This window comes from Nonomuraea ferruginea, from assembly GCF_039540635.1.
Taxonomy (GTDB): domain Bacteria; phylum Actinomycetota; class Actinomycetes; order Streptosporangiales; family Streptosporangiaceae; genus Nonomuraea; species Nonomuraea ferruginea.
This window is the reverse complement of the sequence record NZ_BAABFD010000001.1, coordinates 463,430-488,426: the sequence shown is the minus strand read 5'-3', so window position 1 is coordinate 488,426 and position 24,997 is coordinate 463,430. Positions and strand designations below refer to the sequence as shown.

Genomic DNA, 24,997 nt, shown 5'->3' with positions numbered 1-24,997 from the left:
CCGATGCGTGACTATCCGAGACCGTTACCTGGTCAGCCGGTCCTCCGCCTGCGGGCCGGCGTCCCATGCCGCTGGAGCGTCCGCACCCTCGACGGGCGCGGCTGGTGCCCGCCCGGCACGCCCCCGGCGCGCGATCTCGACGGCCTGCCGTACTTCCACGGCGACGATCTCGTCCTGCCGGTGCCCCGCGAGCCGGTCCAGGTCCGGGCGGCGCGAGGCGTGGAGCACGGGTGCGCGGAGACCACGCTGCTGCCGGGCGAAGGAGAGACGCTGGTGGAGCTGGCCCCGCCCCGCCTGTACGACGCGGCGGCGCGCGGCTGGTACGGCGCCGACCTGCACGTGCCGCTGAACCGGCCGCCCCGGTGGGTGGCCTCCGCCCAGCACGGCGAGGACCTGCACGTCGTCAACGTGCCGCCCGGCGACGGCGACACGCTGGCGCGGTGGTCGGGCCGCGACCTGCCGTGGTCGGACGGCGCGCACCTGGCCCGGGTGGACCTGGTCCACCAGGTGCTGGGCCTGGACTCGTGGCCGCTGTCCACCGTCGCGCTGAGCGAGCTGCACCGCCGGGGCACGCTGGTGTGTTACGCGAACTCCTGCTGCGGGCCGGCGGAGACGGCCGACCAGCTGATGAGCGGCGGCGATCCGGGGTTCGACGCGCGGCTGGCCGTGGTGGACGCGGCGCTGGGGCTGGTCGACGGCTTCCCGTCGGTGATCGGCTCGCCCTGCGCGTACCGCCGGCTGATCGGCGCGGGCAACCGGGTCGCGGCGACGGGCGGCCGCACGCACCGGCTGGGCCCGATCGGGCGCGAACGCACGTACGCGCACGTCGAGGGGCGGCTGACCGCCGGCGCGTACGCGGAGGCGGTGCGGCGGGGCCGCACGTTCGTCACCACCGGCCCGTTCCTGGAGCTGGAGGTGGACGGCCGGGGCCCGGGCGACACACTCGACCTCGCGCCGGGCGAGACGGTCCGGGTGTCGGCGCGGGTGCTAGGCGACGGGGCGGAGCGGGTGCGGCTGCTGACGGCCGACGGCGAGCTGGCGTCGGGGCCGCCCGGCGAGCTGGCCGCGCGCCTGTCCGTGGTGTGGCCGACGTACGTCGTCGCGGTCGCCGAGGGCCGCGGGCGGGTGCTCGCCCACACCAGCCCGGTCCACCTGGACGTGTGCCACCGGCGGGTGGCCAGGGAGGAGGACGTGACGTTCTGCCTGCGCTGGCTCGACCTGCTGGAGAAGCAGATCAGGGACCGGGTCGACGAGGACGGCCTGGAGGTGCTGGAGGAGGCGCGGCGCGTCTACCAGTCCCGGCTGCGCTGAAGAGGAGAACGCGGGCCTCAGGGGTGCCCGCGTTCTCTCCCCTCCTCGAACCCGGGTCAGACCTGGCCGGCCTTCTCCAGGGCGGTGCAGCAGGTGTCGACCAGGAGGCGGGCGACCACGTACGGGTCGACGTTGGCGTTCGGGCGGCGGTCCTCGATGTAGCCCTTCTTGTCGACCTCGACCTGCCACGGGATGCGGACGGACGCGCCGCGGTCGGAGACGCCGTAGGTGTACCTGTTCCACGGGGCGGTCTCGTGCGCGCCGGTCAGGCGGCTCTCGATGTCGGCGCCGTAGTGCCTGACGTGCTCCATCGGCTTGTCGCCGTCGCCGAGGGCCTCGCAGGCGGTGATGATCGCGTCGTAGCCCTCGCGCATGGCCTTGGTGGAGAAGTTGGTGTGCGCGCCGGCGCCGTTCCAGTCGCCGCGGGCGGGCTTGGCGTCGAGCGTGGCCTCCACGCCGAACTCCTCGGCGGTGCGGTAGAGCAGCCAGCGGGCGATCCACAGGTGGTCGCCGACCTCCAGCGGACCGGCGGGGCCGATCTGGAACTCCCACTGGCCGGGCATGACCTCGGCGTTGATGCCGGACACCTTCAGCCCGGCGGCGAGGCAGCGGTCGAGGTGGAGTTCGACGATCTCACGGCCGAACACGGCCTCGGCGCCGACGCCGCAGTAGTAGTGGCCCTGCGGGGCGGGGAAGCCGCCCTCGGGGAAGCCGAGCGGGCGGCTGCCCTTGAAGAACGTGTACTCCTGCTCGATGCCGAACCACGAGTCCTGCTCGGCGAACTGCTCGGCCACCGGGCGGAGCTGGGCGCGGGTGTTGCTCTTGTGCGGGTCGCCGCTGACCTCCTCGACCTCGCACAGCACGAGCACGTGGTCGCCGCCGCGGATCGGGTCGGGGCAGGTGAGCACGGGGCGGAGCACGAGGTCCGACTTGAAGCCCTTCGCCTGGTTGGTGCTGGAGCCGTCGAAGCCCCAGACCGGAGGCTCGGCCCCGTCGGCGAGGATCTTGGTCTTCGAGCGCAGCAGAGCGGTGGGCTCGGTGCCGTCGATCCAGATGTACTCAGCCTTGTAGCTCACAGCGGGTCCCTTTCCCATGTTCATCAGCCACGCCGAGTCTTATGGACCGCCGTTTCCCGGTTTTTGCCCTTATGTGAACGCCGTGTTAAGGCCGTCGCTTCTTGTCACCCGTCGTGAGGCGGTATTCCTGGCCGAGCTCGCGCCGTCCGTTCCCGTCGTAGCCGAGCAGCCGCATCGCGGTGTCCGGGTCCAGCGCCGCCGCCAGGAGCTGGGCGCGGGCGTGCGCCTCGTCCCGGTCCCGTTCCGCCTTGGCCTGGGCCACCCGGACGCCTTTGACGGCCACGGTGGTGAGCCCGACGCCGACGACCACCGCGACCACCACCACGAAGAGCGCGATCAGCAGCCACGGCGAGGCGATGCCCGGCGCGGGGCCGGGGGCGGCGGCCGCGCCGGTCTCCGTCCCCGAGGCTGGGCCTGCGGTCAGCACGCCGGTCAGCGCGAGCGCGAGGATGATCGCCAGCCCGACGAGCATGAACAGGCTGGCCGCGACCACCCACAACCGTCCGGTACGACCCCGCGGCGGCGGCTGCTCGACCGTGTCGTCCACGATCAGCGGCACTGCCCTCGGCGGTGGCGGCGGCTGCTCCGAACCCCACGGCACGATCTCGGGCCGCCCCTCGTCACCCTCACCCGCCGCCAGAGGGAGGGGCGCCGGACCCCTCACCACAGGAGACGCGCCGGACCAGCCAGCATCCGGAGGCGACGCACCGACCCCGGCGTGCGCCGCGGGCCAGGCCGGATCCGACCCGGAAGTGTCGCCGCCGGAGGCGCCGGGCCAGGCGGGATCCGACCCGGGGGTGTCGCCGCCGGAGGCGCCGGGCCAGGCGGGGGCCGTCCCAAGGGCTCCCGGCCAGGCGGGGGCCGTCCCAGGGGCTCCCGGCCAGGCCGGGGCCGTGCCGGGGGCGCCGATCCAGTCGGGATCCGTGCCGGGGGCCGCGAAGGCGAGGGGGGTCGCCGTTTCCGGGGCCGGCACCGTGGAGCCGTCGCCTGGTGGGACGGGGGTGATGGTCTCCGCCGCGCCGGGCAGGTCGCGCGCCACCGGGCGGTGTTCGCGGTGTGCGAGGGCGGCCTCCGCGTGGTACTCCTCCAGGTCCCGGTAGAACTCGTCGGAGGCGTACATCGTGCCGTCGACGACCGGCCCCCGACGCCGCCGGAGGATCGCCACCACGTCGTCGCCGTCCAGCGTCCGGTGCGTCTCCAGGGCGTGCGCGAGGCACAGCACGTCGCGGCGGTGCTCCGCGAGCAGGTCCCCGGTCTTGGCCAGCAGCCGCGCCAGGTTGTCCTCGACCCGCTCCCCCAGCACGCCGGGTCGTCCGCCCGTGATCCCCAGCTCCCGGAGGGCGGGCAGCGAGGTGACGCCCGAGCCCATCCCCCAGGACGACTCCATGAGCGCGCTCAGGCAGGTCGCCGCGTGCAGGTCCCCGCGGACGCCCGACGAGCTGTCCTCGCCGAAGAACATCCGCTCCCCCGCCAGGGAGGCGAGCGAGACCATGATGTCCGCCTCGTACTCCGACTTCCAGCGGGTGGACCCGTTCGACGGGCCGAGGTCGCCGGCGCCCTTCTCGATGGTGGCGAGGCCGATCTCCTGGTGGGAGCGCGTCACGTACGCGACCACCGCGTGACAGGCCTCGTGCACGGCCACGGCGTGGCGCTCGCGCTCGACGTGCTCGTCCGGGCCGAGCCGCTGCCGCCTGGCGCTCAGCACGTCCGGCCAGGTGATGGTCTCCCGCCCGTCGCGCACGGCGCTGATCAGCGACTCGTTGACCAGGTCCTTGATGGTGGCGCCGGTCGCGTACGGGGTGATGGCGGCGAGCCTGCCGATCTGTTCCGCGGTCAGCTCGTGCGCCACCTCGGCGAAGTACCCCTGGTAGGTGCGGAGCCGCCCGGCCCTGGACGGGTGGCCGACCCGGTGGACGCGGTCGACGCGCCCGGGCCCCAGCAGCGCCCGGTCCAGCGCGTCCGGCCGCTCGGTGGCCAGGATGACGAGGACGCGGTACGGGGGCGGCGGCTTGGGCCGCATCCCGAGCAGCCGCCTGACCGTCCGGTTGAAGAGCCCGCGCGGCTCCTTCAGCCCGGACAGCTCGGTGAGCAGCGCCCGCTGCGTGCGGGCGTCGCCGCCGCCTCCGCCGAGGGGCTCGCCGGGGAAGGCGAGCACCGAGCGGCTCTCCTCCGACAGGTAGTCCGGTCCGTGGCAGCCGGAGAGGCCGCCGCCCTCGGCGGGCGGTCCCGGCCGGCCGCGCCCGCCCAGCGCGTCGGCGTCGTCGAAGAGGATGACCACGCCTCCGTAGCGGAGCGCGAGCCTGCGCAGCTTCCTGAAGAGCGTCCTGACCTTCAGGACGCCGACGCCCGCGAACGTGCCGGTGAACGCGCCCGAGTCCACGACCACGTACGGCTTGCCGGTCTCCCCCGCGACGGCCTCGGCAATCAGCGTCTTGCCGGTGCCCGGCGGCCCCCACAGCAGCAGACCGCCCGGCACGTACCCCCCGCGCCGCTCGATCTCCCCGGGTCTCTCCAGGAGGACAAGGCTCTGCCTGATCCGCTCGACCACGTGGTCCTGCCCCCACACGTCGGCGAAGCGGGTCGTGACGTCGCCGGGGAAGTACGTCTCGACGCCGCTCCGGGACAGGAACCAGAGCAGACCGGCGAACACGACGATGATCACGACGAGCGGAACGGCGATCTGGACCACGAGCGGCAGCGCCCGGGACAGCAGCGCCGGAGCCTCGAACAGCGCGACCGCCGGGCTGGTGCCGAGCACCGCCGCGAGCACCAGGGCCAGCAGCGCCACCCAGACAGCGATCTTCGCCAGGCGGGCCACGCGGAACCTGGTCCAGTCGTCGAGACGCCGGTGCGACCAGCGCTCCCACCCGCCGAAGACCCGCCGGCGCCAGAACCGCCGGTAGCCCGGCAGGCGCTCGGCGGCCAGGAGGTGGAGCTGCCGTGCCGCCTCCGCGCCGAGCAGCCAGAAGATCCACTGATGGTCCCTGGCCACCACCCGGACCGCGTCGGCGAACGGCACGATGCCCGGGTGATCCGCCATCACCTTCAGGGCGAGCACCAGATAGACGGCCGTCAGGCCGGCCAGGAACCTGCTCCGGTCCCAGAGCCGCCGCCTCTCCGCCGTGGCGGCGTCCGGGTCGGCGGGCCCGCTTCCGGGGGCGCGCAGCCCTGCGTGGGGCGTGGTCTTCACGGGGTGCTCCCTCATCCGGGCAGCCTGAGCAGGTTGAAGGAACCCGCGATCTGGTCGAACTCGGCGGCGCGCCGGGTGAAGCAGGTCGCCTCGCACGCGAGGAACATCACCGACAGGCTCGTTCCCTGGCCGTCGAGGATGACCGTCTGGTCGAACGTCTGGATCTCGCCGCCGATCCGGTAGTTGTAGCGGACCCGGACCCCCCTGGCCCCGTCGCCGAGGGTGAGCTCCCTGTCCATGAGCGGCTCGAAGTGGCTGAACGCCGGCGCCCGCCCCGCCCGCAGCACGGACATCAGGTACGCCGTGCGCGTCTGCTCGGTCACCGGCAGGAGGAAGTCGCGCATCCGGTTGAGCGAGATCTCGTTGCGCTGCCCGTCGGTCAGCTTGCGCACGGTCACGTACACGAACGGGTCCCGCGAGCCGAACAGGTGCTCCACGGCGGGCCGGGCCGCCTGGTCGTAGGCCGTCGACCAGACCTGTTGCCTGCGCAACTGCGCCGCCGCCGAGCTCGGGTGGTCGTCCGACAGCAGCCGTTCGAGCGGGGACGCGTCGAGCCGGGAGAAGGAGGACGGCACCTTGAAGTAGGTGGTGCCGTCCCGGTCGCGCACGTAGTGGAACTCGGGCTGCCCGCAAGCGGACATGGTCGCCGCCGCGGCGATGAGCGCGATCCACGCCCGCGTCGTCTTCACCAGGGATTACCTCCGCATGACGAGGCACCGCAGTTGTTGTGCCCGTTTTCTCCCGACTGAGCCGTGCGCGGCATGAGAAATCTTGACCAAAACTTGGCCGTGCGTTGGTCTCACTTGTTACAGATCAACAGGTCTTCCTGTCGTCCAGGTCTGACTTCCGGCCGGGCCTCTTGGTCATCGCGCGGTGGGTGGCCGAAGATGAAGCCACCCCCCTCACGCGACCGGAGCGCACGATGACAGAACCGGCCGGACCGGCCACGGAGATCGTCGACTCGTACGGGATGACGGCGGAGCGCGCCTTCGCCGACCTCTGGTCGCGGGAGACGCTCACCCTCAGAGAACGCCGCCTGCTCCTGCTCGGCCTGCTCGTCGGGCAGGGCATCGACGACCAGGTGGAGCTGCAGCTCGACGCGGCGCTGCGCACGGGCGACCTGGACGAGGCCGAGCTGCGGGAGCTCGTCGTCTTCCTCACCCACTACGCGGGCTGGACGCGGGGGACCCGGCTCGGCAAGCAGGTCGAGGACCTGATCGAGCTGGTCAGGCGGGATCGATCCGGTAGACGGGGCCGGCCAGGCTGAGCGCGTACAGCTCGCCGTCGTGGTCCTCGCCGAACGAGGACAGCTGCTCCACCTCGCCCACGCGCCGGTCGCGTGCCGGCTCGTCGACGGGCGCCGCCCTGATCCACCCCGCGCAGAAGTCGCCGTAGAGGAACTGGCCCCGCAGCCACGGGATCTTCGCGCCGTGGTAGACGAACCCGGCGATCACCGAGCAGTTGCCGCCCTCGTTCAGCGGGTAGACGATCACCGGGTCGGTCAGCTTCCCGGCCGGGCCCTGGCGGAAGCGCTCCCTGCCCTCACGCAGGTTCCAGCCGTAGTTCTCGCCGCCTTCGGAGCCGGCCGGCTGGTAGTCGACCTCCTCCCACGCGTTCTGGCCGACGTCGCCGATCCACAGGTCGCCGTTGGCCCGGTCGAAGCCGAACCGCCACGGGTTGCGCAGCCCGTAGGCCCAGATCTCGGTCCGCGCGCCCTCCTTGCCGACGAACGGGTTGTCCTCCGGCACCGCGTAGGGTTTCCCGTCGCGCGGGTCGATGCGCAGGATCTTGCCCAGCAGCGTGCCCAGGTCCTGGCCGTTGCCCTCCGGGTCGCCACCGCCGCCGCCGTCGCCGAGCGCGATGTAGAGGTAGCCGTCGGGGCCGAAGGCGAGCTGGCCGCCGTTGTGGTTGGCGAACGGCTGCTCCTGCGTCAGCACGTCACGCCTGCGGGTGGCGCGGGCGCCGTCGTAGGCCCATTCGGTGACGTGGGTGGTGCCGGCCTTGTCGGTCCAGTCGAGGTAGAGCCAGCGGCCGGACGGGTGGAAGGCGACGCCGAGCAGGCCCTGCTCGTTGCCGCCGCTCACCTCTCCGGACAGGTCGACGACCGTGTCACCGTCGGTGGTGCGCAACCTGCCGCCCTGCTCGGCCACGTACAGCCGCCGATCCCCGCTCCGGACGGCGAACGCCACCGGCCGCTCCAGCTCGGCGATCCGCGTGAACCGCAGCCCGCCCTGCGCGGGCGTACTCTCCGCGGGCGAACCGGACGGACTCGCCGCCTCAGCGTCGGCCGGAACGGACGCGGACGGACTCGCCGCCTCAGCGTCGGCCGGAACGGACGCGGACGGACTCACCGCCTCAGTGCCGGCCGGAACGGACGCGGACGGCGGGACGGGGGCCCCTTCCGGCGGCGCGGCGGAGCAGGCGGTCAGGACGACGGCGAGCACGGCCACAGCGAGGCGCACGCCGCCCATCCTCGCACGCCCCAACCCCCCTCACCACCGCCCAACGCCACCACCCGCCCCAACCCGCAGTTTGCCACCACCACGCCGTTCCAGCCTGTAGTTCACCACCACGCCGTCCCAACCGCGCTCTTCGCCACCGCCGCGCCGTCCCCGCGCGCTCTTCGCGACCCGGCGCCACTACCCACGTGGTGCGGAGGGTACGTGGCCTCCCGCTTCTCCATGGCGAGCAGCCCGAACCCGGTCAGGCTCCGCGACCCGGACATGCACCCTCCCCACTCCGTTTTCCGGAGCTACGGCGGGCTGAGCGGGCCGTAAGGCACGCATGACGGCGCCCAGCCCGAGGGGGTTCCCGAAAAAGGTTGTCGATGTTCATTCTCCGGTCGCCGCCGGTCCGCCGCGAACGAACCGGAACGATCGGCTCCAGCGATCGCGCACCCCCGCCGCGTTAGGGTTCTTGGCATGCCTACCGCATTGATCACCGGCGCCACGGCCGGCATCGGCGCCGCCTTCGCCCGCCGGCTGGCAGCCGACGGTTTCACCCTGGTCCTGGTGGCGCGCGACGAGCGGCGGCTCGGCGAGGCCGCCGCTCAGCTGGAGCTGAGGTACGGGGTCGCGGTCGAGGTCCTGCCCGCCGACCTGGCGACCGACGACGGCCTGGCCCTGGTGGAGGCGCGCTGCCGTGCCGGGGTCGATCTGCTGGTCAACAACGCCGGGTTCGCGCAGCGGCACGACTTCCTCGACACGCCGGTGGAGGACGAACTGCGGATGCTCAAAGTCCACTGCGAGGCGGTGCTGCGGCTGACCCTGGCGGCGCTGCCGGGGATGCGCAAGCGCGGCAAGGGCGCGGTGGTCAACGTCGGTTCGGTGGCGGGCTTCTTCACCCGCGGCACCTACAGCGCGTCCAAGGCCTGGGTGGCCAATTTCAGCGAGTCCGCCGCGGCCGAGATCAGCGAGCCCGGCGTCAAGGTCATGGCGCTCTGCCCGGGTTTCGTGCGGACGGAGTTCCACCAGCGCGCTTCGATCGACATGTCCGGCATGCCGGGGTTCATGTGGCTGGACGCCGACAAGCTCGTCGCCGAGGCGCTGCGCGATCTGGCGCTGGGCAAGTGGGTCTCGGTGCCGAGCCTGCGCTACAAGGCGGTCGTCGCGGTCGGCAGGTTCGTACCGCGCCGCCTGGTCGCGGAGGTCTCCGCCCGCATCGGCCGCCGCTGACGGACGCCCCGGGAAACGGGTCGGGCCCTCTTCGCGGGAGGGGGTCGCGATGAGGGCCCGGACGGCCGCGGGCGGGCCCGCGGCCGGGAATCGGTAGCCGGAGTACGGCTGCGGTCAGCGGCCGACGTTGGCCGGGTGGCCGACGGCCAGGCCGGAGGCCGGGTCGAAGAAGTGCAGGTTGTGCGTGTCGACGACCAGGTCGATGGTCTGGCCGTGGCGCACGTGGCTGCGGGCGTTGACCCGGGCGGTCCACAGAGACTTGTCGCCGGCCAGCGGCAGCGTGGCCTCCTCGTCGTCGCCGGTGTCGGCCGCGGCCACGGTGTCCTTGTGCTCCACCGGCGGGGCGTCGATCAGGAACAGCACGTTGATCTCGGAGCCGAGCTCCTCGGTGACCTCCGCCTTGGCGGACAGCGTCGCCCAGCCGTTGTCGGCGTGGGCGCCGGCGGAGGCGGCGTCCTCGAAGTCGGACGGGCGGATGCCGAGGATGAGCTTCTTGCCGATGTACTGGTCGAGGCCGGGCTTCTCGGTGAACGTGGACTCGGGGATCGGCAGCTTGTAGCCGGCGAAGGCCACGGCGGCGCCGCCGTCGCGGACCAGCTCGGCGTTGACGAAGTTCATCGACGGCGAGCCCATGAACCCGGCGACGAACAGGTTGACCGGCTTGTCGAAGAGGTTCTGCGGGGTGTCGACCTGCTGGAGCAGACCGTCGCGGAGCACGCAGACGCGGTCGCCGAGGGTCATGGCCTCGACCTGGTCGTGGGTGACGTAGACGGTGGTGACGCCGAGGCGCTCGTGCATCTGGTTGAGCGAGGCGCGCATGGAGACGCGGAGCTTGGCGTCGAGGTTGGACAGCGGCTCGTCCATGAGGAAGGCCTGCGGCTCGCGGACGATGGCGCGGCCCATGGCGACACGCTGGCGCTGACCACCGGACAGGGCGGCCGGCTTGCGCTTGAGGTAGGTCTCGAGGCCGAGCATCTTGGCCGCGTCCTGGACCCGCTGCTGGATCTCGGCCTTGGGCATCTTGCGCAGCTTGAGGCCGAAGGCGAGGTTCTCCTCGACCGTCATGTGCGGGTAGAGCGCGTAGTTCTGGAAGACCATCGCGATGTCGCGGTCCTTCGGCGGCAGGTGGTTGACCACCTTGTCGCCGATGGCGATCTCGCCGCCGCTGATGTCCTCGAGGCCGGCGATCATCCGGAGGGCGGTCGACTTGCCGCAACCGGAGGGGCCGACCAGCACCATGAACTCGCCATCCTTGATCTCAAGGTTGAGCCCGTTCACAGCCTTGACGCCACCGGCGTAGATCTTGTCGACGTCGGTCAAAACGATGGATGCCATGACAGTCCTTCGCGCAGGGCGATGGCCCCGATAGTCGATGTTGCGTATGTGGATACGTTTTCAAGCATCTCATCGTGAAACGGATATCCCTGTCAAGGGTTCCCCTATGAACAGCCATCGCGGGACCGGCGGTCTTCCGGAAATCGGGAAAGCATGATGGAATCGTTTCCATGGATAAGCGGGCGACGATCAAGGACGTGGCCGAGGCCGCGGGCGTGGGCATCGCCACCGTGTCCCGGGTGCTGTCAGGCGGCTCGGCCAGCCCTCAGACCAGGGAGCGGGTGCTGGCGGTCGCGGCCCAGCTCGACTACCGCCCCAGCGCCGTCGGCCGCAACCTGCGCCAGCGCCGCACCGGCGGGCTCGGGCTGCTGGTCCCCGACCTGACCGACACGTTCTTCGGCCAGCTCGCCGAGGGGGCGCTCGCGTACGCGCGGTCGGCCGGCGAGCCGGTCGTGCTGGGCTCCACCGGCGACGACCCGGAGCAGGAGTCGGAGATGATCGGCATGCTGCTGGAGCAGAGCGTGGACCGGGTGGTCGCGGTGCCGTCCGGCGACGCCGAGACCTGGCAGCCGGCCCTCAGGGCGGGCATGACGGTGGTCTTCGCCGACCGCCTGCCGGTCGAGGGCGCCGATCCGGCCGGCGAGGGCCCCGACCGCGACCTCATGCTCCTCGACGGCCTGCCGCCGGCCCGGCCGTCGCGCCCGCTGGACGTGCCCGCGGTCCTCGCCGACGACCGGTCGGGCATCCGTACGGCGGTGCGCTACCTGAGAGGGCTCGGCCACCGGCGCATCGCCTATCTCGGCGGCCCCGGGCACGACCGGCGGGCGGAGGCGTTCCGCGAGGCGGTGGGGGCGCCGGCAGACGAGGAGCTGATCGTGTTCGCCACCGGGAGCCGCGACTCCGCCTACGCGGCCGCCTCCGGCCTGTTCCAGAGCCGTCCGGACCTGTCGGCGGTGGTGGCCGGGGGCAACGTGCTCGGCGAGGCCGCCGTCCTCGCCGCCCGCGAACTCGATCTGCGGGTGCCGAGGGACGTGTCGCTCGTGATGTACGACGACGTCCCCTGGGCGGAGCTCTGCTCGCCTCCCCTGACGGTGATCGCCCAGCCGGGGCGCGACATCGGCTACCGGGCGGCCGAGCTCGTCCTGCGCACGGGCGCCCGCCGCCCGCGCACGGTGGTGCTGCCCACGGAGCTGATCGTCCGGGGCAGCTGCGGGCCGTACCCCGGCCGGCCCGGGGCCGGGGTCAGGGCTTGAGGGTGCGGGCGGCGACGAGCCGCCCGGACTGGAAGCCCTCCACGCGGACGACCTGCGCGGCGGCGAGGCCGGGGACGGTCACGGTGACCGTCTCCTGGGTCAGGTCGACGGTGAGCCGCGGCCTGCCGTCCAGGTAGACGTCCGCCCGGTCCAGGAGGCCGGTCCGCAGGGTCAGCTCGTCCGCCGCCCCCGCGACGCGCACGTCCAGGCGGCGGGCCGGAAGGGCCGCGAGGAGCTCGCCCGCGCGGTCGAGCAGGTCCTGGTTGCCGGCCAGGATGTCCCGGCGGGTCAGGCGGTGGCGGTGGCCTGGCCGTACGCCGAGGTCCTCGACGGGCGTGCCGGCCAGCTCGTGGACGCGCAGCGTGCGGCGGACCGACACGCGCATGCCCGCTCCGCCGGGCAGCGGCCGGTACGGCGAGCCGGGCGCCGGGCTGGGCAGTTCGAGCAGGAGCTTGAGCAGCTCGTGCGTCCAGACGTTGGCGCCGCCCGCGCCGGTGTTGTCGTCCACGCCGAGGACGGGGCCGATCCCGTGGTCCTGGAAGCCGGCGGCGAAGATGTCCGTCGCCGAATAGCAGCGCGCGTCGGTGATCAGCACGACCGGGCCGTGATAGCACTGGCCGATGGCGTTGGCCCCGGCCTCGGGGGTGATGGCGAAGCCGGCCGAGTGGACGGCGCCGATCTCCAGGGCCTGGTTCATGGACGGGCACCACGGCCCGAGGTCGATCTGCCCGGTCGGGTTCTCCTCGTGCTGCGCGCAGATCCGCACGTTCAGCGGCGTGGTGACGAACTGGGTCGGCTCGGGCGTGATCCGGTGCGGCGTCAGCGTCTGCAGCAGGAACTCGGCGGCGTGGATGTGCCCGCCGCCGTTGCCCCGCACGTCCACCACGAGCCCGTCCCGCGGCAGCAGGCCGGCGAGCCGGACGAACTCGCCGACGAACGCGCCGGGGTCGTTGGTGTTGAAGGTGAACACGCGGATGTGGCCGAAGGTCCCCGACGGGGTCTCCACGGCCCGCGCCTTGAAGAACGCCGGCATGGACGTCGGAAGGTCCGCTCCCGGGGCGTCGGTCCCGGCGGCGTCGACGATCTCCGCCGTGAGCGTCCGGGGGACGTACAGCATCCTGAGCGCGCGGGAGATCGCGTCCGTGCCCAGGTCCAGCCCCTGCGACACGGCGGCCTCGGTGAGCGCCCCGGCGTCGACGAACGGCGGCGGGTTGTCCGTCACCCGCCACGGCTCCCGCAGCTCGTGGGCTATCCCGTCCCGGCCCAGATAGCCGAGCGTCACCCAGGACTCGTCGGGCGGCAGGTGGATCACCAGCGGCCGGATGGTCAGCGACTGCAGCCCGCGCGAGTGCCGCGCCGCCGGGTTGCCGCCGGCGTACCGTGCGGCGTTGGCGTCCACCGCGGCGCCGATCGGGGTCCCGTTCCAGTGGGTGACCTCGGCGCCCGGCTCCAGCCCCGGCGCGGAGAACCCCTCCACGAGCCTGGTCACCAGGTAGCGGGGTCTGCTGTCCTCGTGGCACTCCTCGACCAGGAACGGGAGGTAGGCGACCTTGCTCGCGTACGGCTGCGGGAGCAGGTAGTTCGTGTGCAGGTCGCGTACCGAGTGGAAGATCTCCGACAGCTCCGCGTGGAAGCGCGGCTCGGGGTCGGCGGTCGCGGCGGTCTGCCGGCTGAGCCTCAGGGCCAGCAGCCGGAGCCGCTGCACCGGGTTGACCGCGTACATCGCGATCTTCAGCGGGAGGTGCGCGTAGTTCTGCTCGATCAGCACCAGCGCCTGCTCCACGAGCGTGCGCCGGTCGGCGAGCGTGAGCGTGCCCGCCGTGTCCAGGAAGTCCCGCAGGTCCACGGCGTCGGCCAGCCGCTTGGCCTGCCCGGTCGCGCCCTCGCTGATCCCCATGCCGCCTCCCGGTCCGCGCGCCTGCCCGACAGGGGACAAGCTCTCAGAGCACGGCGGCGGCCGCGTCAGGAGGCGCCCCAGGGATTTCCCTAGGGCGCCTGCTCCCGAGCGGTCAGAGGACCTTCTCGATGGCGGCCAGGACCGCCGGGTCCGTCGGCACGGTGCGGGGGCGGAAGCGGGCCACCACCCGGCCGTCGCGGTCGACGAGGAACTTCTCGAAGTTCCACTGCACGTCGCCGCTCTCGCCCTCGGCGTCCGGCGCCTGCACGAGGCGCTCGTACAGGGCGTGCCGGTCGGGGCCGTTCACGTCGGCCTTGGCCAGCAGCGGGAAGTCGACCCCGTACGTGGTCGAGCAGAACTCCTGGATCTCCTCGGCGCTCCCCGGCTCCTGCCCCATGAACTGGTTGCACGGCATGCCGACCACGCTGAACCCGCGCGGGCCGTACTCCTGGTGGAGCTTGACGAGGTCGGTGTACTGCGGCGTGAGTCCGCACTTGGAGGCCACGTTGACGATGAGCAGGGCCTTGTCGCCGGCCACGCCGGCGAGGGTGGTGGGTTCGTCCGTCAGGGTGCGGACCGGGATCTCTCGAACGTTCATGGTCCGACCTTACGAGATGCCTGTCAGCCCCAAAACGTGACCTAATCCACATTTATCCCCTGAAGGCCCAGTAACAGGCATATATCGAGATCTTTACTGACGATCTACATTTCCATGGTCAATTCGCAGTAAAGGTGACAAGTCCGGCAGGGTGGCGCGGTCCCCGATTCCTGCGAAAGGGAACCCGAATGCCCATGCTCCGCCGTACCAGCGTCCTGCTCATGAGCGCCTCGCTCATGGTTGCGGGCGGCGCCACGGCCGCACAGGCGCAGAGCTCCCAGACGAGTGCGACCAGCACGAGCAGCAAGAACAAGTCCATGGCGAAGAAGATGGTGAACAAGCGCGGCTGGGCCGCCACCCAGTTCAGATGCCTGGTCAAGCTCTGGGAACGCGAGAGCGGCTGGAACCACCGGGCCGGCAACCGCTACTCCGGCGCCTACGGCATCCCCCAGGCGCTGCCCGCCGGCAAGATGGCCTCGCACGGGAGCGACTGGCGCACCAACCCCAGGACGCAGATCGCCTGGGGGCTGAGCTACATCAAGAAGAGGTACGGCACGCCGTGTCGCGCCTGGGGCCACTTCCAATCCCACCACTGGTACTGATCCAAACCTCAGGCTTGCGCGAGTTTCGCGGAAAGCGCCGGCCATCGAGGCGCCGGGCCGATCAATCCGGGCCCAACGAGAGCGCCCTTTATCCGCATCGATCCCGCAAACACCTGTCCTTGGCGTGTCCCGGGTTCTGACCGCGCGCGGTCGCGCGTACTAGAAACCGGCTCAGAGGACATGTCGTGGAGCCCTCCGGGCCGTCCGGCGAGAAGCCGGGCGGATCAAGGATCCCGGAGGGCCGCGCGGACCCTTCTCGTCCGAGCCACGGACGCGGACCGGCAGGGGCGCCGGGGAAGCGAGAGCGCCCGTCCGCACGCGACCCGACCGCGAGGATCGACTTGAACAGCAAGCGCACGCTACGCAGCACGATCGTGACCCTGGCCGCGCTCACCGCCGCACTCGGCGGGATGGAGGTCGCGGCCACGGCCGAGACGGAGGGCGCCGACGACGCGCCCATGGTGGTCCGTACGTGGCGGACCAGCGCGGAACCGCGCGTCCCCGCCCACCGTCCGAGAAGCACCAGCAAGCGTTTCGCCCTCGACCAGGTGGTGCGCAGGTCATGGGGCCTGCGCGAGTTCCACTGCCTGGACAACCTGTGGACCAGGGAGAGCGGCTGGAACCACCGCGCCGTGAACCGTTCGTCGGGCGCCTACGGCATCCCGCAGGCGCTGCCCGGCGGCAAGATGCGGGGAGCGGGCAAGGACTGGCGGCACAACCCGAGGACCCAGATCCGCTGGGGGCTGTCCTACATCAAGGGGAGGTACGGCAAGCCGTGCGGCGCCTGGGGGCACTTCAGGTCGCACAACTGGTACTAGCCGGATGCCGGAGGGCATCCGCGGGTCACCGGGTGCCCTCCCTCCTCGCCGGGTGCACCGCGATCGCCTGGACGAACAGCTCCACCCCGAACGCGAACTCCGCCTCGTGGTCGCAGGAGCCCAGCAGCTCGGACAGCGCGCTCACCTCGGGGAACAGCTCGGGATCCACCTCCTCGGGGTCGATCGTCGAGCTGCGGCCGGGGGCGAAGGCGGGCGTCACGCCGACCTCGCGCAGCAGCGAGCCGACGATGAACGCGATGAACAGCCGCAGCACCCGCACCGCGTCGGCGCCGTCGAACCCGGCGCTGCGCAGCGTGGCCAGGGCCCGCTCGACGGGCAGCAGCCCGGCGTGGCTGTGGAGCTGGCGGCTGACGACGAGCATGGTGCAGCGCGGGTAGTGGTGGGCGATCTGGCGGAAGGCGCACGCCTGCATGCGGACCCGGTCGGCCCAGTGGGCCTCCGGGTCGTCGGTGAACTCGATCTCGCTGAGCACGCTCTCGGCCACGCCGTCGAGCAGGGCGCCCTTGTTGGGCACGTGGTTGTAGAGCGACATCACGCCGACCCCCAGCTCGGAGGCGATGCGCCGCATGGAGACGGCGTCGGCGCCCTCGCGCTCGATCAGCTCGACCGCGGCGGCGACGATCCGGGCCCGGGACAGCGGCTGGGTGGTCACACTGCATTCTATTGACGCGCGTACAGCGTACGTGCAAGCCTCCAAGGAACGTACGGTGTACGTCACCCCCCTCCGGAGGTCCGATGTCGACCCACGAGCTCTACACCATCCCCGCAGGCCTGGCCACGTGGAACGTGGAAATGGCCGGAACCACGAAGTTCACCTGGGAGTACGACGACGGCAGGGACCGCATGCTGGCCTTGTACCAGAAGGGCAAGGACAAGCAGTGGGACTCCACCAAGCGGATCGACTGGGACCTCGAAGTCGATCCGTACGACATCCTCGGCATCCCCGACCAGACCATCGCCATCTACGGCACTCCCCTGTGGGAGCGGATGGACGACAAGCAGCGCAAGGACGTGCGGCTGCACAACGCGTCCTGGCAGTTCTCCCAGTTCCTGCACGGTGAGCAGGGCGCGATGATCTGCTCGGCCAAGATCGTGGAATCGGTGCCGGACCTCGACTCCAAGTTCTACGCGGCCACCCAGACGATGGACGAGGCCCGCCACGCCGAGACCTACGCCCGCTTCCTCCAGGAGAAGGTCGGCCTCGCCTACCCGATCAACCCGTACCTGAAGTCCCTGCTGGACTCGACGCTGAGCGACTCCCGCTGGGACATGCCCTACCTGGGGATGCAGGTGCTGATCGAAGGTCTCGCCCTCGCGGCCTTCGGCGTGATGCGCGACATCACCACCAAGCCGCTGCCCAAGCAGATCCTCGCCTACGTCATGCAGGACGAGGCCCGGCACGTCGCCTTCGGCCGGATGGCGCTGCGCGACTACTACCGGCAGCTGTCGGAGGCCGAGCTGCGCGAGCGCGAGGACTTCGTCATCGAGGGCTGCTACCTCATGCGCGACCGCCTGCGCGGCCGGGAGACCTGGGAGAACCTCGGCCTGACCAGGACCGAGGTGGACGAGGCCATGGTCGCGGTGGACCAGTCGGAGTACCTCCGGCTGTTCCGGTCCCTGCTGTTCAGCCGCATCGTGCCGTGCGTCAAGGACATCGGGCTGTGGAGCCCGCGGCTGCAGCAGGCGTACGCGGACATGGGCGTGCTGGAGATGGCCGGCCAGTCGCTGGAGGCGCTGATGAAGCAGGACGAGGAGATCGCCGACAAACTGGACGAAGCCCGCTTCGCGGAGGAGGAGGCCGAACGGCACGCCGAGGTGTCGCAGACCATCGCCATGGGCTCCGACGGCTGACCCCTCCAGGTGCTCTCCGCGTCGGTCCGGTCCGGAGTCAGGTAGCGATGAGGAGTTCGGCCTGGGCGGTCAACCGTGGTGGGAGCGGCTTGCGGCTCGCACTCTGCTGGGCGCGCCGGGCCAGACGAGCCGCTTCCAGGTCCTGCCCGGCTTTCTTCATGACGCGTGCGGTCCGCAGCAGGGTTGTGGCGTCGCTGTCCGCGTCCAGTCGTGGCAGCGCCCGGACCGCCGCGACCACGTCCCCGCTCAGCGCCAGGGCGAGCGCGTAGGCGGCGCGTGTCGAGGCCAGCTCATGAGGCCGGACCCGATCGAGATCGCGCAGCGCGGACTGAGGCGCGATGTCCGAGAGGATCTCGCCCCGGACCCGCAGCGCCTCGGCCGGGTTGTTCCCGGAGCGGAGCGCCGCGTCCAGCATGTCGACCGCGCCGCTTTCGTGCCCGATGTACCACAACGCCCAAGCCAGCTCCGTCAGGATCACGGGTTCCGGACTCCGCTTCACCGCCGCCCGCAGTTCCCTGATCGCTTCCTGGTAGGCGCCTTGATCGACCAGGATCCGGCCGATGGCGGCCAGAAAGGTGGCGACGATACGGTCGGTGCCGCGCATCGTGGCGTACATCATCGCCGCCTCGCGATAGTGCGCGATAGCCCCGTCGAAGTCATCCAGCAGGTAGGCGGCATCTCCGGCCAAGGACTCGGCACGAGCCCGTGATCTGCCGTCGGCGGAGTTCCGGAGAGCCCTCTCCGCCTGCTTCGCGGCGAACTCGAACCAGCCTCGCTGCAACGCGGCTTCGATGGTCGAAACGTGGTTGGGCGGTTCGGGCTGCTGCCGCCCGAACGAGGTGCTCAAGAAGGGTCCTACGAGGCGTGCGGGCATCTCGTAGCGCCCTTTCTCCCCGCGGCGCAGGATTCGGCCTCGTGTCAGCGCCTGCGCGACCCGGGGAGGAAGGTCCTCGCCATCCGTCCCGTTCGTCACGATCGGGCGCAGCAAGGCGACCAGCTGGTCCACATCCCCGTCCAGCAGGTCCCGCGCCACCTCCTGGATGGTCCGGTCGCAGTGGTCGGCCAGCACCTTGTCCACGTCCACCAGGTCGGCGTCGCCGATGGGGGTGTCCTTCTCGTTCGTGGACTTCCAGAGTGCCTCGCAGACCAGTTGCAGGTGAGCCGGTTCCACCGTGGTGGAGCGGTCGGCCCGCAACTCGTCGACGAGCTTCTCGGCCACCCCTGGAGCGAGGTCCCGGCCGCAGCTCACGAGTGGCCGTCGGCATGCCTCCAGCGCCGCGTCCACGGCGAAGGGCTCCAGCCGGATGAACGACTCAGAGGTCATGTGCGTGCGCATCCCCTCATGGCGCTGCAGCGGCTCGAGGTGCTCATCGGCGATGACGATGAGGAGGTGGAGCGGGGGATCGCCGCTGAGCGCGTCGCTCAACTGGTCGAGAAGATGGATGTGGCCGTCAGGATGCCGGCGGTGGGCGGTGAAGAGTTCCTCGGCGTGGTCGAAGACGGCCATGACCGTTCCGCCATCCGGGTTCCAGTGATGCCAGCGCAGGTAGGTGCTGATCGTGAGGCCGGAGAGCCGGAGAGGGTGCTCGTGCGGCGACCATGACGACATCAGCGCGAAGGCGTGTGGGTCGCTGTCGTCGAGGATGGCGGCAGCCGGTAAGACGGAGGGCCGCCGCACACTTCCCAAGGGCAGTACGTCAGAACCTGCGAGAAGAGGCAGCACACCGGCCGTCACCAGCGACGTCTTGCCCACGCCCGAGGGGCCGTGCAGGATCGTCACCCGGTGATTCCGCCACAGGTGCGCGAGAGCGGCGGCCTCGGCCTCGCGGCCGAAGAATCTCGTCGCGTCCTCCCGGCGATAGGCACTCAGGCCGACGTACGGCTCGAAGCCGCTGCCGCTGGAAGGCATTGCCACACCCGCCCGCAGATGTAATCGCACCAGTACGTCGTTCGTCATCACCGCTCATGACGAAGATCCCGCACCCAAGTTGCAGGGAGTTGCGGTGACTCAACCATACTTGGCCGGAGCACGCGAGTTGCGAAACGCGCAACCAGAAAGAGCACTCAGGCCGCATTCGATCGCCGGCCCGCGGCGGCCTCGGAGTCCCCTTACAGGTGATCACGGAATGTTGCCTTCATTCAAACCGGACAGTGCCCGAAGCGTGAGCCGGGTGTGGGGATGGTCGCTGCCCAGGACTTGCTGTTGCTGCTTCAACAGTTGGCGGAAAAGGCGTTCGGCTTCGGCCCGGTCTCCCTGCTTCACCAACACCCTGGCGATCTCATAACGCGTGGCCAATGTCGCCGGATGCTGGGGTTTCAGCCACGCTTCCTGGTCCCGGAGCACATCCCGGAAGCGATTCTCGGCCTCGGCGAAATCCCCCCGCCCCGCCAAGGTCCGTGCGATCTCGTACCGAGTGGCCAGCGTACGCTCGTCATCGGCGCCCAACGCCGACTCCTGGTCCCGCAGCAACTCCTGGAGAAGATTCTCGGCCTCGGCGAACCTCTTCTGCTCCGCCACCACCACCGCGAGATCAGCTCGTATCTCCAATGATTCCATGCTGTTGCCGTCCGACGCCGTGGACAACAACTCACGATAGATGCGATCGGCCTCGGCCAATCTGTTGACGAACTGGTACGCGCCTGCCTGTACGCGCCGCAACGGCCGCGTGACAGGGTGATCAGGGCCGAGACGGGTCAGGCGTTTCAGCGCGGCCTCCGAGATCTTCACAGAGGCGTTGTACGAACCGGCCCACAGCAGCATCGTCGCGGTGACGCATGCGGTGCAGACCAGGTTCGCCAAGACGGGTTCACGAACCAGTGGGCCGGCGGCGTTCAGCATTTCTTCAAGATGGGCCCACCATTTCTGCCAGGCCGGCCAATGCGCGGGCTTGTCCACCTGTAAATCCGCGGTCGCGTGTATCAGCAGTTCGGTGGCGGCGGATACGGCACGGTCGGTTTCCACGTGGTCGAGATCCTCACGGACCGTCTCGGCGACCAGCGGATGCACCATCACCCCGGCGATCGCCTCCGCCGTCGCGCCTTCTGCCGCGGGCAGCGAGGTCTGGATCAGCCCCACCGAGAGCAGGGCTTCCAGCCCTGCCACCACGCCGGCCGGATCAGGACTGTCACAGGCCCGGCCGAGTATCTCGTGATCCAAACCGCTGATCGGGATGGGAACGGCGGGCGCGAACCAGGCCAGCACCCGCAGCAGCCCTCGCGCCTGCCCCACACCCGCGGCGTCCAGCTGAGCCAGCGACAGTTCCCATGTCCGGCCCACCACGGCGCGATCGTCCACGTCGCCTGCCGTGCCGCCCAGCACGGCTGTTCCCTTGGACTCCAGGACCTGTTGGTAGCCGGAGAAGGATTGCCGCTGGGCGAACGGGGACGCCAGCTGCGATCCGGCGTGATGCAACGCGAGTGCGAGACCGCCCAGCCGCTCTGCCAGTGCTTCGGCCTCGGTGATGTCGCCGGCCCAGGGAACCAGGTCCACCAGCACCTGGCCGCCCTGCTCTTTGCTCAGCCAACCCACGGGATGGAGCTCGGCCCCACGGCCCCAGTGCCGCGGATCGCCGTCGCGCGTGCTGACCACCACCAGCCCGGACCTCGACCCGCGCACCCACCCGTTGCCGTCGCGCACCGTGCGACCTGCTGTCTCCAGCTCCGCGACGTCGTCGGCGTCGTCGATCACGAGCAGCCAGTCGCGATGGCGTTCCAACGCCTGCCACAGCACGTCGCATGCGGCCAAGCGGCCGGTACGCGCCGCGTCCACCTGCGCGTCGTCGGCTCCCAACGCCTGCGCCAGCACCAGCAGCGAGTCGGACAGGGCCGCCGCGTCCACCGCCGAGGCCCACCAGACCGGCCGGCGGGCCTGTACCGCTATATCGGCCAATTGCAGGGCCACAGTGGATTTGCCCGTGCCGCCCAGCCCCGCCAGCACGTGCACCCGGCCGTCCGGCGCCCCCAGCAACGTCCTCAGCTGCTCCAGCAGAGGTTCGCGACCCCGTACACGCTTCGGCAGGCGCCCCAGCGGAGGCCACAGCACCCCGTGCCCGCCCGGGACCACCGGCGTGCCCTCGTCGGCGGAGCGGTACGTGATGTGCAGGTCACGGCCGGCACTCAGCGCATCCCGCAGTGCGGCGATACCTTGCCGCACCCTGGTTTCATCTGCTGGGAAAGGCTCGTCAGTCATCTGGCGACGGCTTCGCGTCAGGACGCTGCTGCACGGTCATGTCCCGACCTGCCGTATACGCGTCCCGGCCGGCGCGCACGTTCTGCACGACCTTCCCGGAGGAAGCAGTCTGCCGAGCCCATTCGGCCATTTCATCGGCGAACGCCCGATCGCGCTCGGCATACCAGCGCAATGCCTCGGCCAGTTCATGAAGCGCGCTTTCGTCCTCAGGTGTCGCCACGGCGCGCTCCAGCGCGTCCGCCGACCGCGGGTCCCCGCCGAAAACGATGCGAATGCGTTCCCGGATCTTCGCCACCAGGCTCAGAAGCCCGCGACCCCGAGATGCGCGTACGTGCCCTGCAGCAGCCCCGCCAGCGGGCGGGGGTCGGGCCGCCAGGGCGCGTAGTACCTGCCGTCGTCGGGCTCCAGCAGTTCGACCGTGTCGAGCACCGCGCCGAGCTTGGCGTGCTGGACCTCGTGCGCGAACGTGGACGCCATCCAGCGCCAGTCCCGCGGCGTGGAGATCCCGATGGCGCCGAACCTGTCCCTGGCCGTGGCGCTGTTCATGCGGTAGGCCGGGCCGGTGATGGGCGTGAGCACGGAGATGATCGAGGCGGTCTCGCCGGCGAGCGTCCAGTGCCGGGCCTTCATGACCTGCCAGGAAATCCGGAGGTGCTCGCGCCAGACGTCCAGCTCGGCCGGAGGCAGCCGCCCGTCCGGCGCCTCGTCGGGAGACCAGCGGCACGGGTCCAGGTCGTCCACGCACAGGCTGAAGCCGTCCGCCGTGATGCGTCGCAGCGGAAGCCAGCCCGGTTCCTCCCGCTCTTCCGCCTGCCGTCCGGCCGTCCGCTCCGCCGCGCGTACGCGGCGGCCGCCCGCCTCCAGGGTCCCGTCGGAGTGGACGCGGAGGTCCACCAGGTCGGCCGGGTCGGCGGTCACGATCTGGCCGAGCGAGGGCAGCGTGATCCGGCCGTCCGGAGCGGGCGCCTCGACCCGGGCCGGAAGCCGGGCCAGGATCGCCGCCGCGGCGGCCAGCGCGCCGAGTTGGGTGGCGGTCCCCCGCGACCGGATGACGTGCGCCGCCCACGCGCCCACCGCCGGATGGCCCAGCACGGTCTCCACGGCCTCCGGCGCCTTCTTCTCGATCCAGGCGAGCAGGTCGTAGGCATGGCCCACGGCCGGGTGGGAGCCCGCGAGCCGGACGACGCCCAGCACGAGGAGCCGATGCTTGCTGCGCTCGGCGGCCACCAGATGGCGCGCGGCCTCCGCCCCGCCGCCACCGGCCGCCAGCCGGGCGAGGATGTCATCGGGCAACCGGTGGGGCCGCGGTCTCATGGGCGTCCCTTCGGGAGTCGGGCTCTGCGGAGATCGGCCAGGAGCCGGTCGCGGATGTGACCGATCAGCCGGTAGAGGTCGGGGCAGTAGACGGACGGGTTCAGGAAGCCGGTGCCGCGGCGGTAGCGGTGGGTGTAGAGGCCGGCCCCGCAGACCCTGCTGTACGGGCACGCCTTGCACGTGTCGCTCAGCCCCTCGAAGGCCAGTTGCCTGGCCACCACGCCGGGGTGCAGGAGCGCGTCGTCGAACGGATGGTCGACGACGTTCAGCCCGGTCGCCGGCGCGCCGTGCCGCACCGCCTTCAGCGAGTCCGTCTGCTCCATCGTCCCGTCGGTTTCGATCACGACCAGGGTGGACGGCGTGAGCCCGACCGCTTCACTGGCGGAGGCGCGGCCGAGGAGCAGGTGGATGATCTCCTGGAAGAGCCGGACGACGGTCTCCCCGCTGGCGCCGTACCAGCGGTCGAAGACGGCCACGAGCCAGTCCGCGTACGGCGTCGCGGCCGGATCCGGCACTCGGCCCGGGGGCGGCGCGTCCCAGGTGCCGTGCGGGAGGAGGAAGTCGATCACCGGCGGCTGGAAGTGCAGTAGCGCCTCGTACGTCTCGACGGGGTCGTTCGCCAGATCCACCGTGCACAGGAGGCCGTTGTAGACGTGCCGGAACTCCGGCTCCATGAGGAGGGAGAGCGCTTCGGCGACGGCCGGATAGCTGCTGCGCCCGTCCGCGTAGCGGCGGTTCCTGTCGTTGCCGCGCGGCGTGCCGTCCAAGCTCACCCCCACGTCCACGCCCTCGTCGGCGAAAGCGCGCAGCACGTCCTTGTCCAGGAGCACGCCGTTGGTCTGGACGACCGCCTCGACGCGCACGTCCGGGCCGGCCCTGTCACGGACGAGGCGGACGGCCCGCACGAGGTAGTCGGCGCCCGCGAGCAGGGGTTCGCCGCCGTGCAGGATCAGCCGGACGGAGTCGAGCCGGTGGGCCGCCGCGTGCTCGGCGATCCGGCCGGCGACGGCGCTCACCAGTTCCGGCGCCATGATCATCGGCCGGGACCGCCAGCTCTGGTCGGCCAGCGTGTAGACGTAGCAGTAGTCGCAGGCGAGGTTGCAACGGCTGTGCGCCTTGAGCAGGAATTGCCGGAAGGGGTGGGCACGCCACCCGTTTCTCAGCATTTCGGCGACGTCGAGGGTGCCGGGCCACTCCCTCCTCGGGTCTTCCACCTGGTAGGTCACCCTGGAACACCCCGCACCCGCCGGAAATATCGGAGTGATTCAAGATATTAACCGAGAAATCGAGCTATTGGGAGGAGCTGGTCGGCAGGCCATAAATGTCAGGACTTAATCACCATTATTGTATTAACGGCGGTGAAAGCGGCGGTGCAGCTCCCTGACCTCTTCCGCGAGCTCAGGCGCCGGCCCCTCCACCACCGCTTCCGGCACCACCTCCCGGATCGCCAGCGTCCGCACCGGCGGCGGAGCCACTCCCATCTCCTCCAGCCACCCCGACAGCTGCTCCGACGACGCCGCGTACACGATCCGGCCCAGCCCCACCCACCCGTGGGCCGCCGCGCACATCGGGCAGTGCTCCCCCGAGGTGTACATGGTGGCCGTCGCCCGCTCCTCCGGGCTCAGGTTGGCGGCGGCCCAGCGGGCCAGTTCGAACTCCGGGTGGCGGGTGTGGTCGCCGGTCGCTACCACGTGGTTGTGGTCCTCGCCCAGGACCGTGCCGTCCGCGCTCACCAGCACGGATCCGAAGGGCTCGTCGCCGGAGGCGAGGGCCTCGGCGGCGAGTTCGACGCATCTGCGCAGGTGACGAAGGTCTGTCTCGTTCATGAGATCCACCATGCCACGTCCGAAAATGGGTTGAGGGGCGGT

The 24,997-nt window shown here is 71.1% G+C and carries 20 protein-coding genes and 1 pseudogene; 7 read left to right on the top strand and 14 right to left on the bottom strand.

What is annotated here, in order from left to right:
- The first annotated feature begins 3 nt into the window (after positions 1 to 3).
- Positions 4 to 1,311 (top strand): CehA/McbA family metallohydrolase, encoded by a 1,308-nt coding sequence (locus ABD999_RS02150; RefSeq protein ID WP_271274885.1) that lies wholly within the window; start codon positions 4 to 6, stop codon positions 1,309 to 1,311.
- A 56-nt stretch (positions 1,312 to 1,367) separates the two neighbouring features.
- On the opposite strand, the gene glnII is transcribed toward ABD999_RS02150, so the two are convergent.
- The 3 genes from glnII to ABD999_RS02135 all read right to left on the bottom strand — a co-directional run bounded on the left by glnII (position 1,368) and on the right by ABD999_RS02135 (position 6,266).
- Entirely contained in the window at positions 1,368 to 2,387 is a 1,020-nt protein-coding gene (glnII, locus tag ABD999_RS02145; protein ID WP_148030515.1) for a glutamine synthetase, read from the bottom strand.
- Between the two features lie 85 nt (positions 2,388 to 2,472).
- The gene (locus ABD999_RS02140; RefSeq protein ID WP_271274886.1) at positions 2,473 to 5,577 is read right to left on the bottom strand and encodes an AAA family ATPase; all 3,105 of its coding nucleotides are present in this window, start codon (positions 5,575 to 5,577) and stop codon (positions 2,473 to 2,475) included.
- Between the two features lie 11 nt (positions 5,578 to 5,588).
- Positions 5,589 to 6,266: a hypothetical protein gene (locus ABD999_RS02135; RefSeq protein ID WP_271274887.1), complete on the bottom strand. Its 678-nt coding sequence runs from the start codon at positions 6,264 to 6,266 to the stop codon at positions 5,589 to 5,591.
- Positions 6,267 to 6,499: 233 nt separating this feature from the next.
- On the opposite strand from ABD999_RS02135, the gene ABD999_RS02130 reads away from it, so the two are divergent.
- Entirely contained in the window at positions 6,500 to 6,844 is a 345-nt protein-coding gene (locus tag ABD999_RS02130) for a carboxymuconolactone decarboxylase family protein (protein WP_148030513.1), read from the top strand.
- On the opposite strand, the gene ABD999_RS02125 is transcribed toward ABD999_RS02130, so the two are convergent.
- The gene (locus tag ABD999_RS02125; RefSeq protein ID WP_271274888.1) at positions 6,804 to 8,039 is read right to left on the bottom strand and encodes a PQQ-dependent sugar dehydrogenase; all 1,236 of its coding nucleotides are present in this window, start codon (positions 8,037 to 8,039) and stop codon (positions 6,804 to 6,806) included. The two genes, ABD999_RS02130 and ABD999_RS02125, sit on opposite strands and share 41 nt — an antisense overlap.
- 459 nt (positions 8,040 to 8,498) lie before the next feature.
- Between ABD999_RS02125 and ABD999_RS02120 the strand changes: the two genes are divergently transcribed.
- The gene (locus ABD999_RS02120) at positions 8,499 to 9,251 is read left to right on the top strand and encodes an SDR family NAD(P)-dependent oxidoreductase (RefSeq protein WP_219545359.1); all 753 of its coding nucleotides are present in this window, start codon (positions 8,499 to 8,501) and stop codon (positions 9,249 to 9,251) included.
- A 114-nt stretch (positions 9,252 to 9,365) separates the two neighbouring features.
- On the opposite strand, the gene ABD999_RS02115 is transcribed toward ABD999_RS02120, so the two are convergent.
- Positions 9,366 to 10,586: an ABC transporter ATP-binding protein gene (locus ABD999_RS02115; protein WP_271274889.1), complete on the bottom strand. Its 1,221-nt coding sequence runs from the start codon at positions 10,584 to 10,586 to the stop codon at positions 9,366 to 9,368.
- 170 nt (positions 10,587 to 10,756) lie between these two features.
- On the opposite strand from ABD999_RS02115, the gene ABD999_RS02110 reads away from it, so the two are divergent.
- On the top strand, positions 10,757 to 11,839 hold the full coding sequence (locus ABD999_RS02110; RefSeq protein WP_148030510.1) for a LacI family DNA-binding transcriptional regulator: 1,083 nt from the start codon (positions 10,757 to 10,759) through the stop codon (positions 11,837 to 11,839).
- Here the strand turns inward: ABD999_RS02110 and ABD999_RS02105 are convergent.
- Entirely contained in the window at positions 11,829 to 13,736 is a 1,908-nt protein-coding gene (locus ABD999_RS02105; protein WP_271274890.1) for a S41 family peptidase, read from the bottom strand. The two genes, ABD999_RS02110 and ABD999_RS02105, sit on opposite strands and share 11 nt — an antisense overlap.
- Positions 13,737 to 13,848: 112 nt before the next feature.
- Entirely contained in the window at positions 13,849 to 14,334 is a 486-nt protein-coding gene (locus ABD999_RS02100) for a glutathione peroxidase (RefSeq protein ID WP_219545355.1), read from the bottom strand.
- A gap of 311 nt (positions 14,335 to 14,645) precedes the next feature.
- Between ABD999_RS02100 and ABD999_RS02095 the strand changes: the two are divergent.
- Positions 14,646 to 14,936, top strand: a pseudogene (locus ABD999_RS02095) (aggregation-promoting factor C-terminal-like domain-containing protein); the annotation flags it as partial.
- A gap of 341 nt (positions 14,937 to 15,277) precedes the next feature.
- Positions 15,278 to 15,754: an aggregation-promoting factor C-terminal-like domain-containing protein gene (locus ABD999_RS02090; protein WP_315970602.1), complete on the top strand. Its 477-nt coding sequence runs from the start codon at positions 15,278 to 15,280 to the stop codon at positions 15,752 to 15,754.
- Between the two features lie 25 nt (positions 15,755 to 15,779).
- Here the strand turns inward: ABD999_RS02090 and ABD999_RS02085 are convergent, their stop codons facing one another.
- Positions 15,780 to 16,427 (bottom strand): TetR/AcrR family transcriptional regulator C-terminal domain-containing protein, encoded by a 648-nt coding sequence (locus tag ABD999_RS02085; protein WP_271274891.1) that lies wholly within the window; start codon positions 16,425 to 16,427, stop codon positions 15,780 to 15,782.
- Positions 16,428 to 16,510: 83 nt separating this feature from the next.
- Between ABD999_RS02085 and ABD999_RS02080 the strand changes: the two genes are divergently transcribed.
- On the top strand, positions 16,511 to 17,626 hold the full coding sequence (locus ABD999_RS02080; protein WP_271274892.1) for a ferritin-like domain-containing protein: 1,116 nt from the start codon (positions 16,511 to 16,513) through the stop codon (positions 17,624 to 17,626).
- Positions 17,627 to 17,663: 37 nt separating this feature from the next.
- On the opposite strand, the gene ABD999_RS02075 is transcribed toward ABD999_RS02080, so the two are convergent.
- The 6 genes from ABD999_RS02075 to ABD999_RS02050 all read right to left on the bottom strand — a co-directional run bounded on the left by ABD999_RS02075 (position 17,664) and on the right by ABD999_RS02050 (position 24,955).
- A complete protein-coding gene (locus tag ABD999_RS02075) occupies positions 17,664 to 19,583 on the bottom strand; it encodes a tetratricopeptide repeat protein (RefSeq protein ID WP_271274893.1) in 1,920 nt (639 codons plus the stop codon).
- A gap of 162 nt (positions 19,584 to 19,745) precedes the next feature.
- On the bottom strand, positions 19,746 to 21,815 hold the full coding sequence (locus ABD999_RS02070; protein WP_271274894.1) for a tetratricopeptide repeat protein: 2,070 nt from the start codon (positions 21,813 to 21,815) through the stop codon (positions 19,746 to 19,748).
- Positions 21,808 to 22,110 (bottom strand): hypothetical protein, encoded by a 303-nt coding sequence (locus tag ABD999_RS02065; protein WP_271274895.1) that lies wholly within the window; start codon positions 22,108 to 22,110, stop codon positions 21,808 to 21,810. Before ABD999_RS02065 ends, ABD999_RS02070 begins: the two co-directional genes overlap by 8 nt.
- A 5-nt stretch (positions 22,111 to 22,115) precedes the next feature.
- Entirely contained in the window at positions 22,116 to 23,129 is a 1,014-nt protein-coding gene (locus ABD999_RS02060; protein ID WP_271274896.1) for an aKG-HExxH-type peptide beta-hydroxylase, read from the bottom strand.
- Entirely contained in the window at positions 23,126 to 24,355 is a 1,230-nt protein-coding gene (locus ABD999_RS02055) for an FxsB family cyclophane-forming radical SAM/SPASM peptide maturase (protein WP_271274897.1), read from the bottom strand. Before ABD999_RS02055 ends, ABD999_RS02060 begins: the two co-directional genes overlap by 4 nt.
- A 123-nt stretch (positions 24,356 to 24,478) precedes the next feature.
- Complete coding sequence (locus tag ABD999_RS02050) at positions 24,479 to 24,955, bottom strand: nucleoside deaminase (RefSeq protein WP_271274898.1); 477 nt, start codon at positions 24,953 to 24,955, stop codon at positions 24,479 to 24,481.
- Positions 24,956 to 24,997 lie beyond the last annotated feature (42 nt).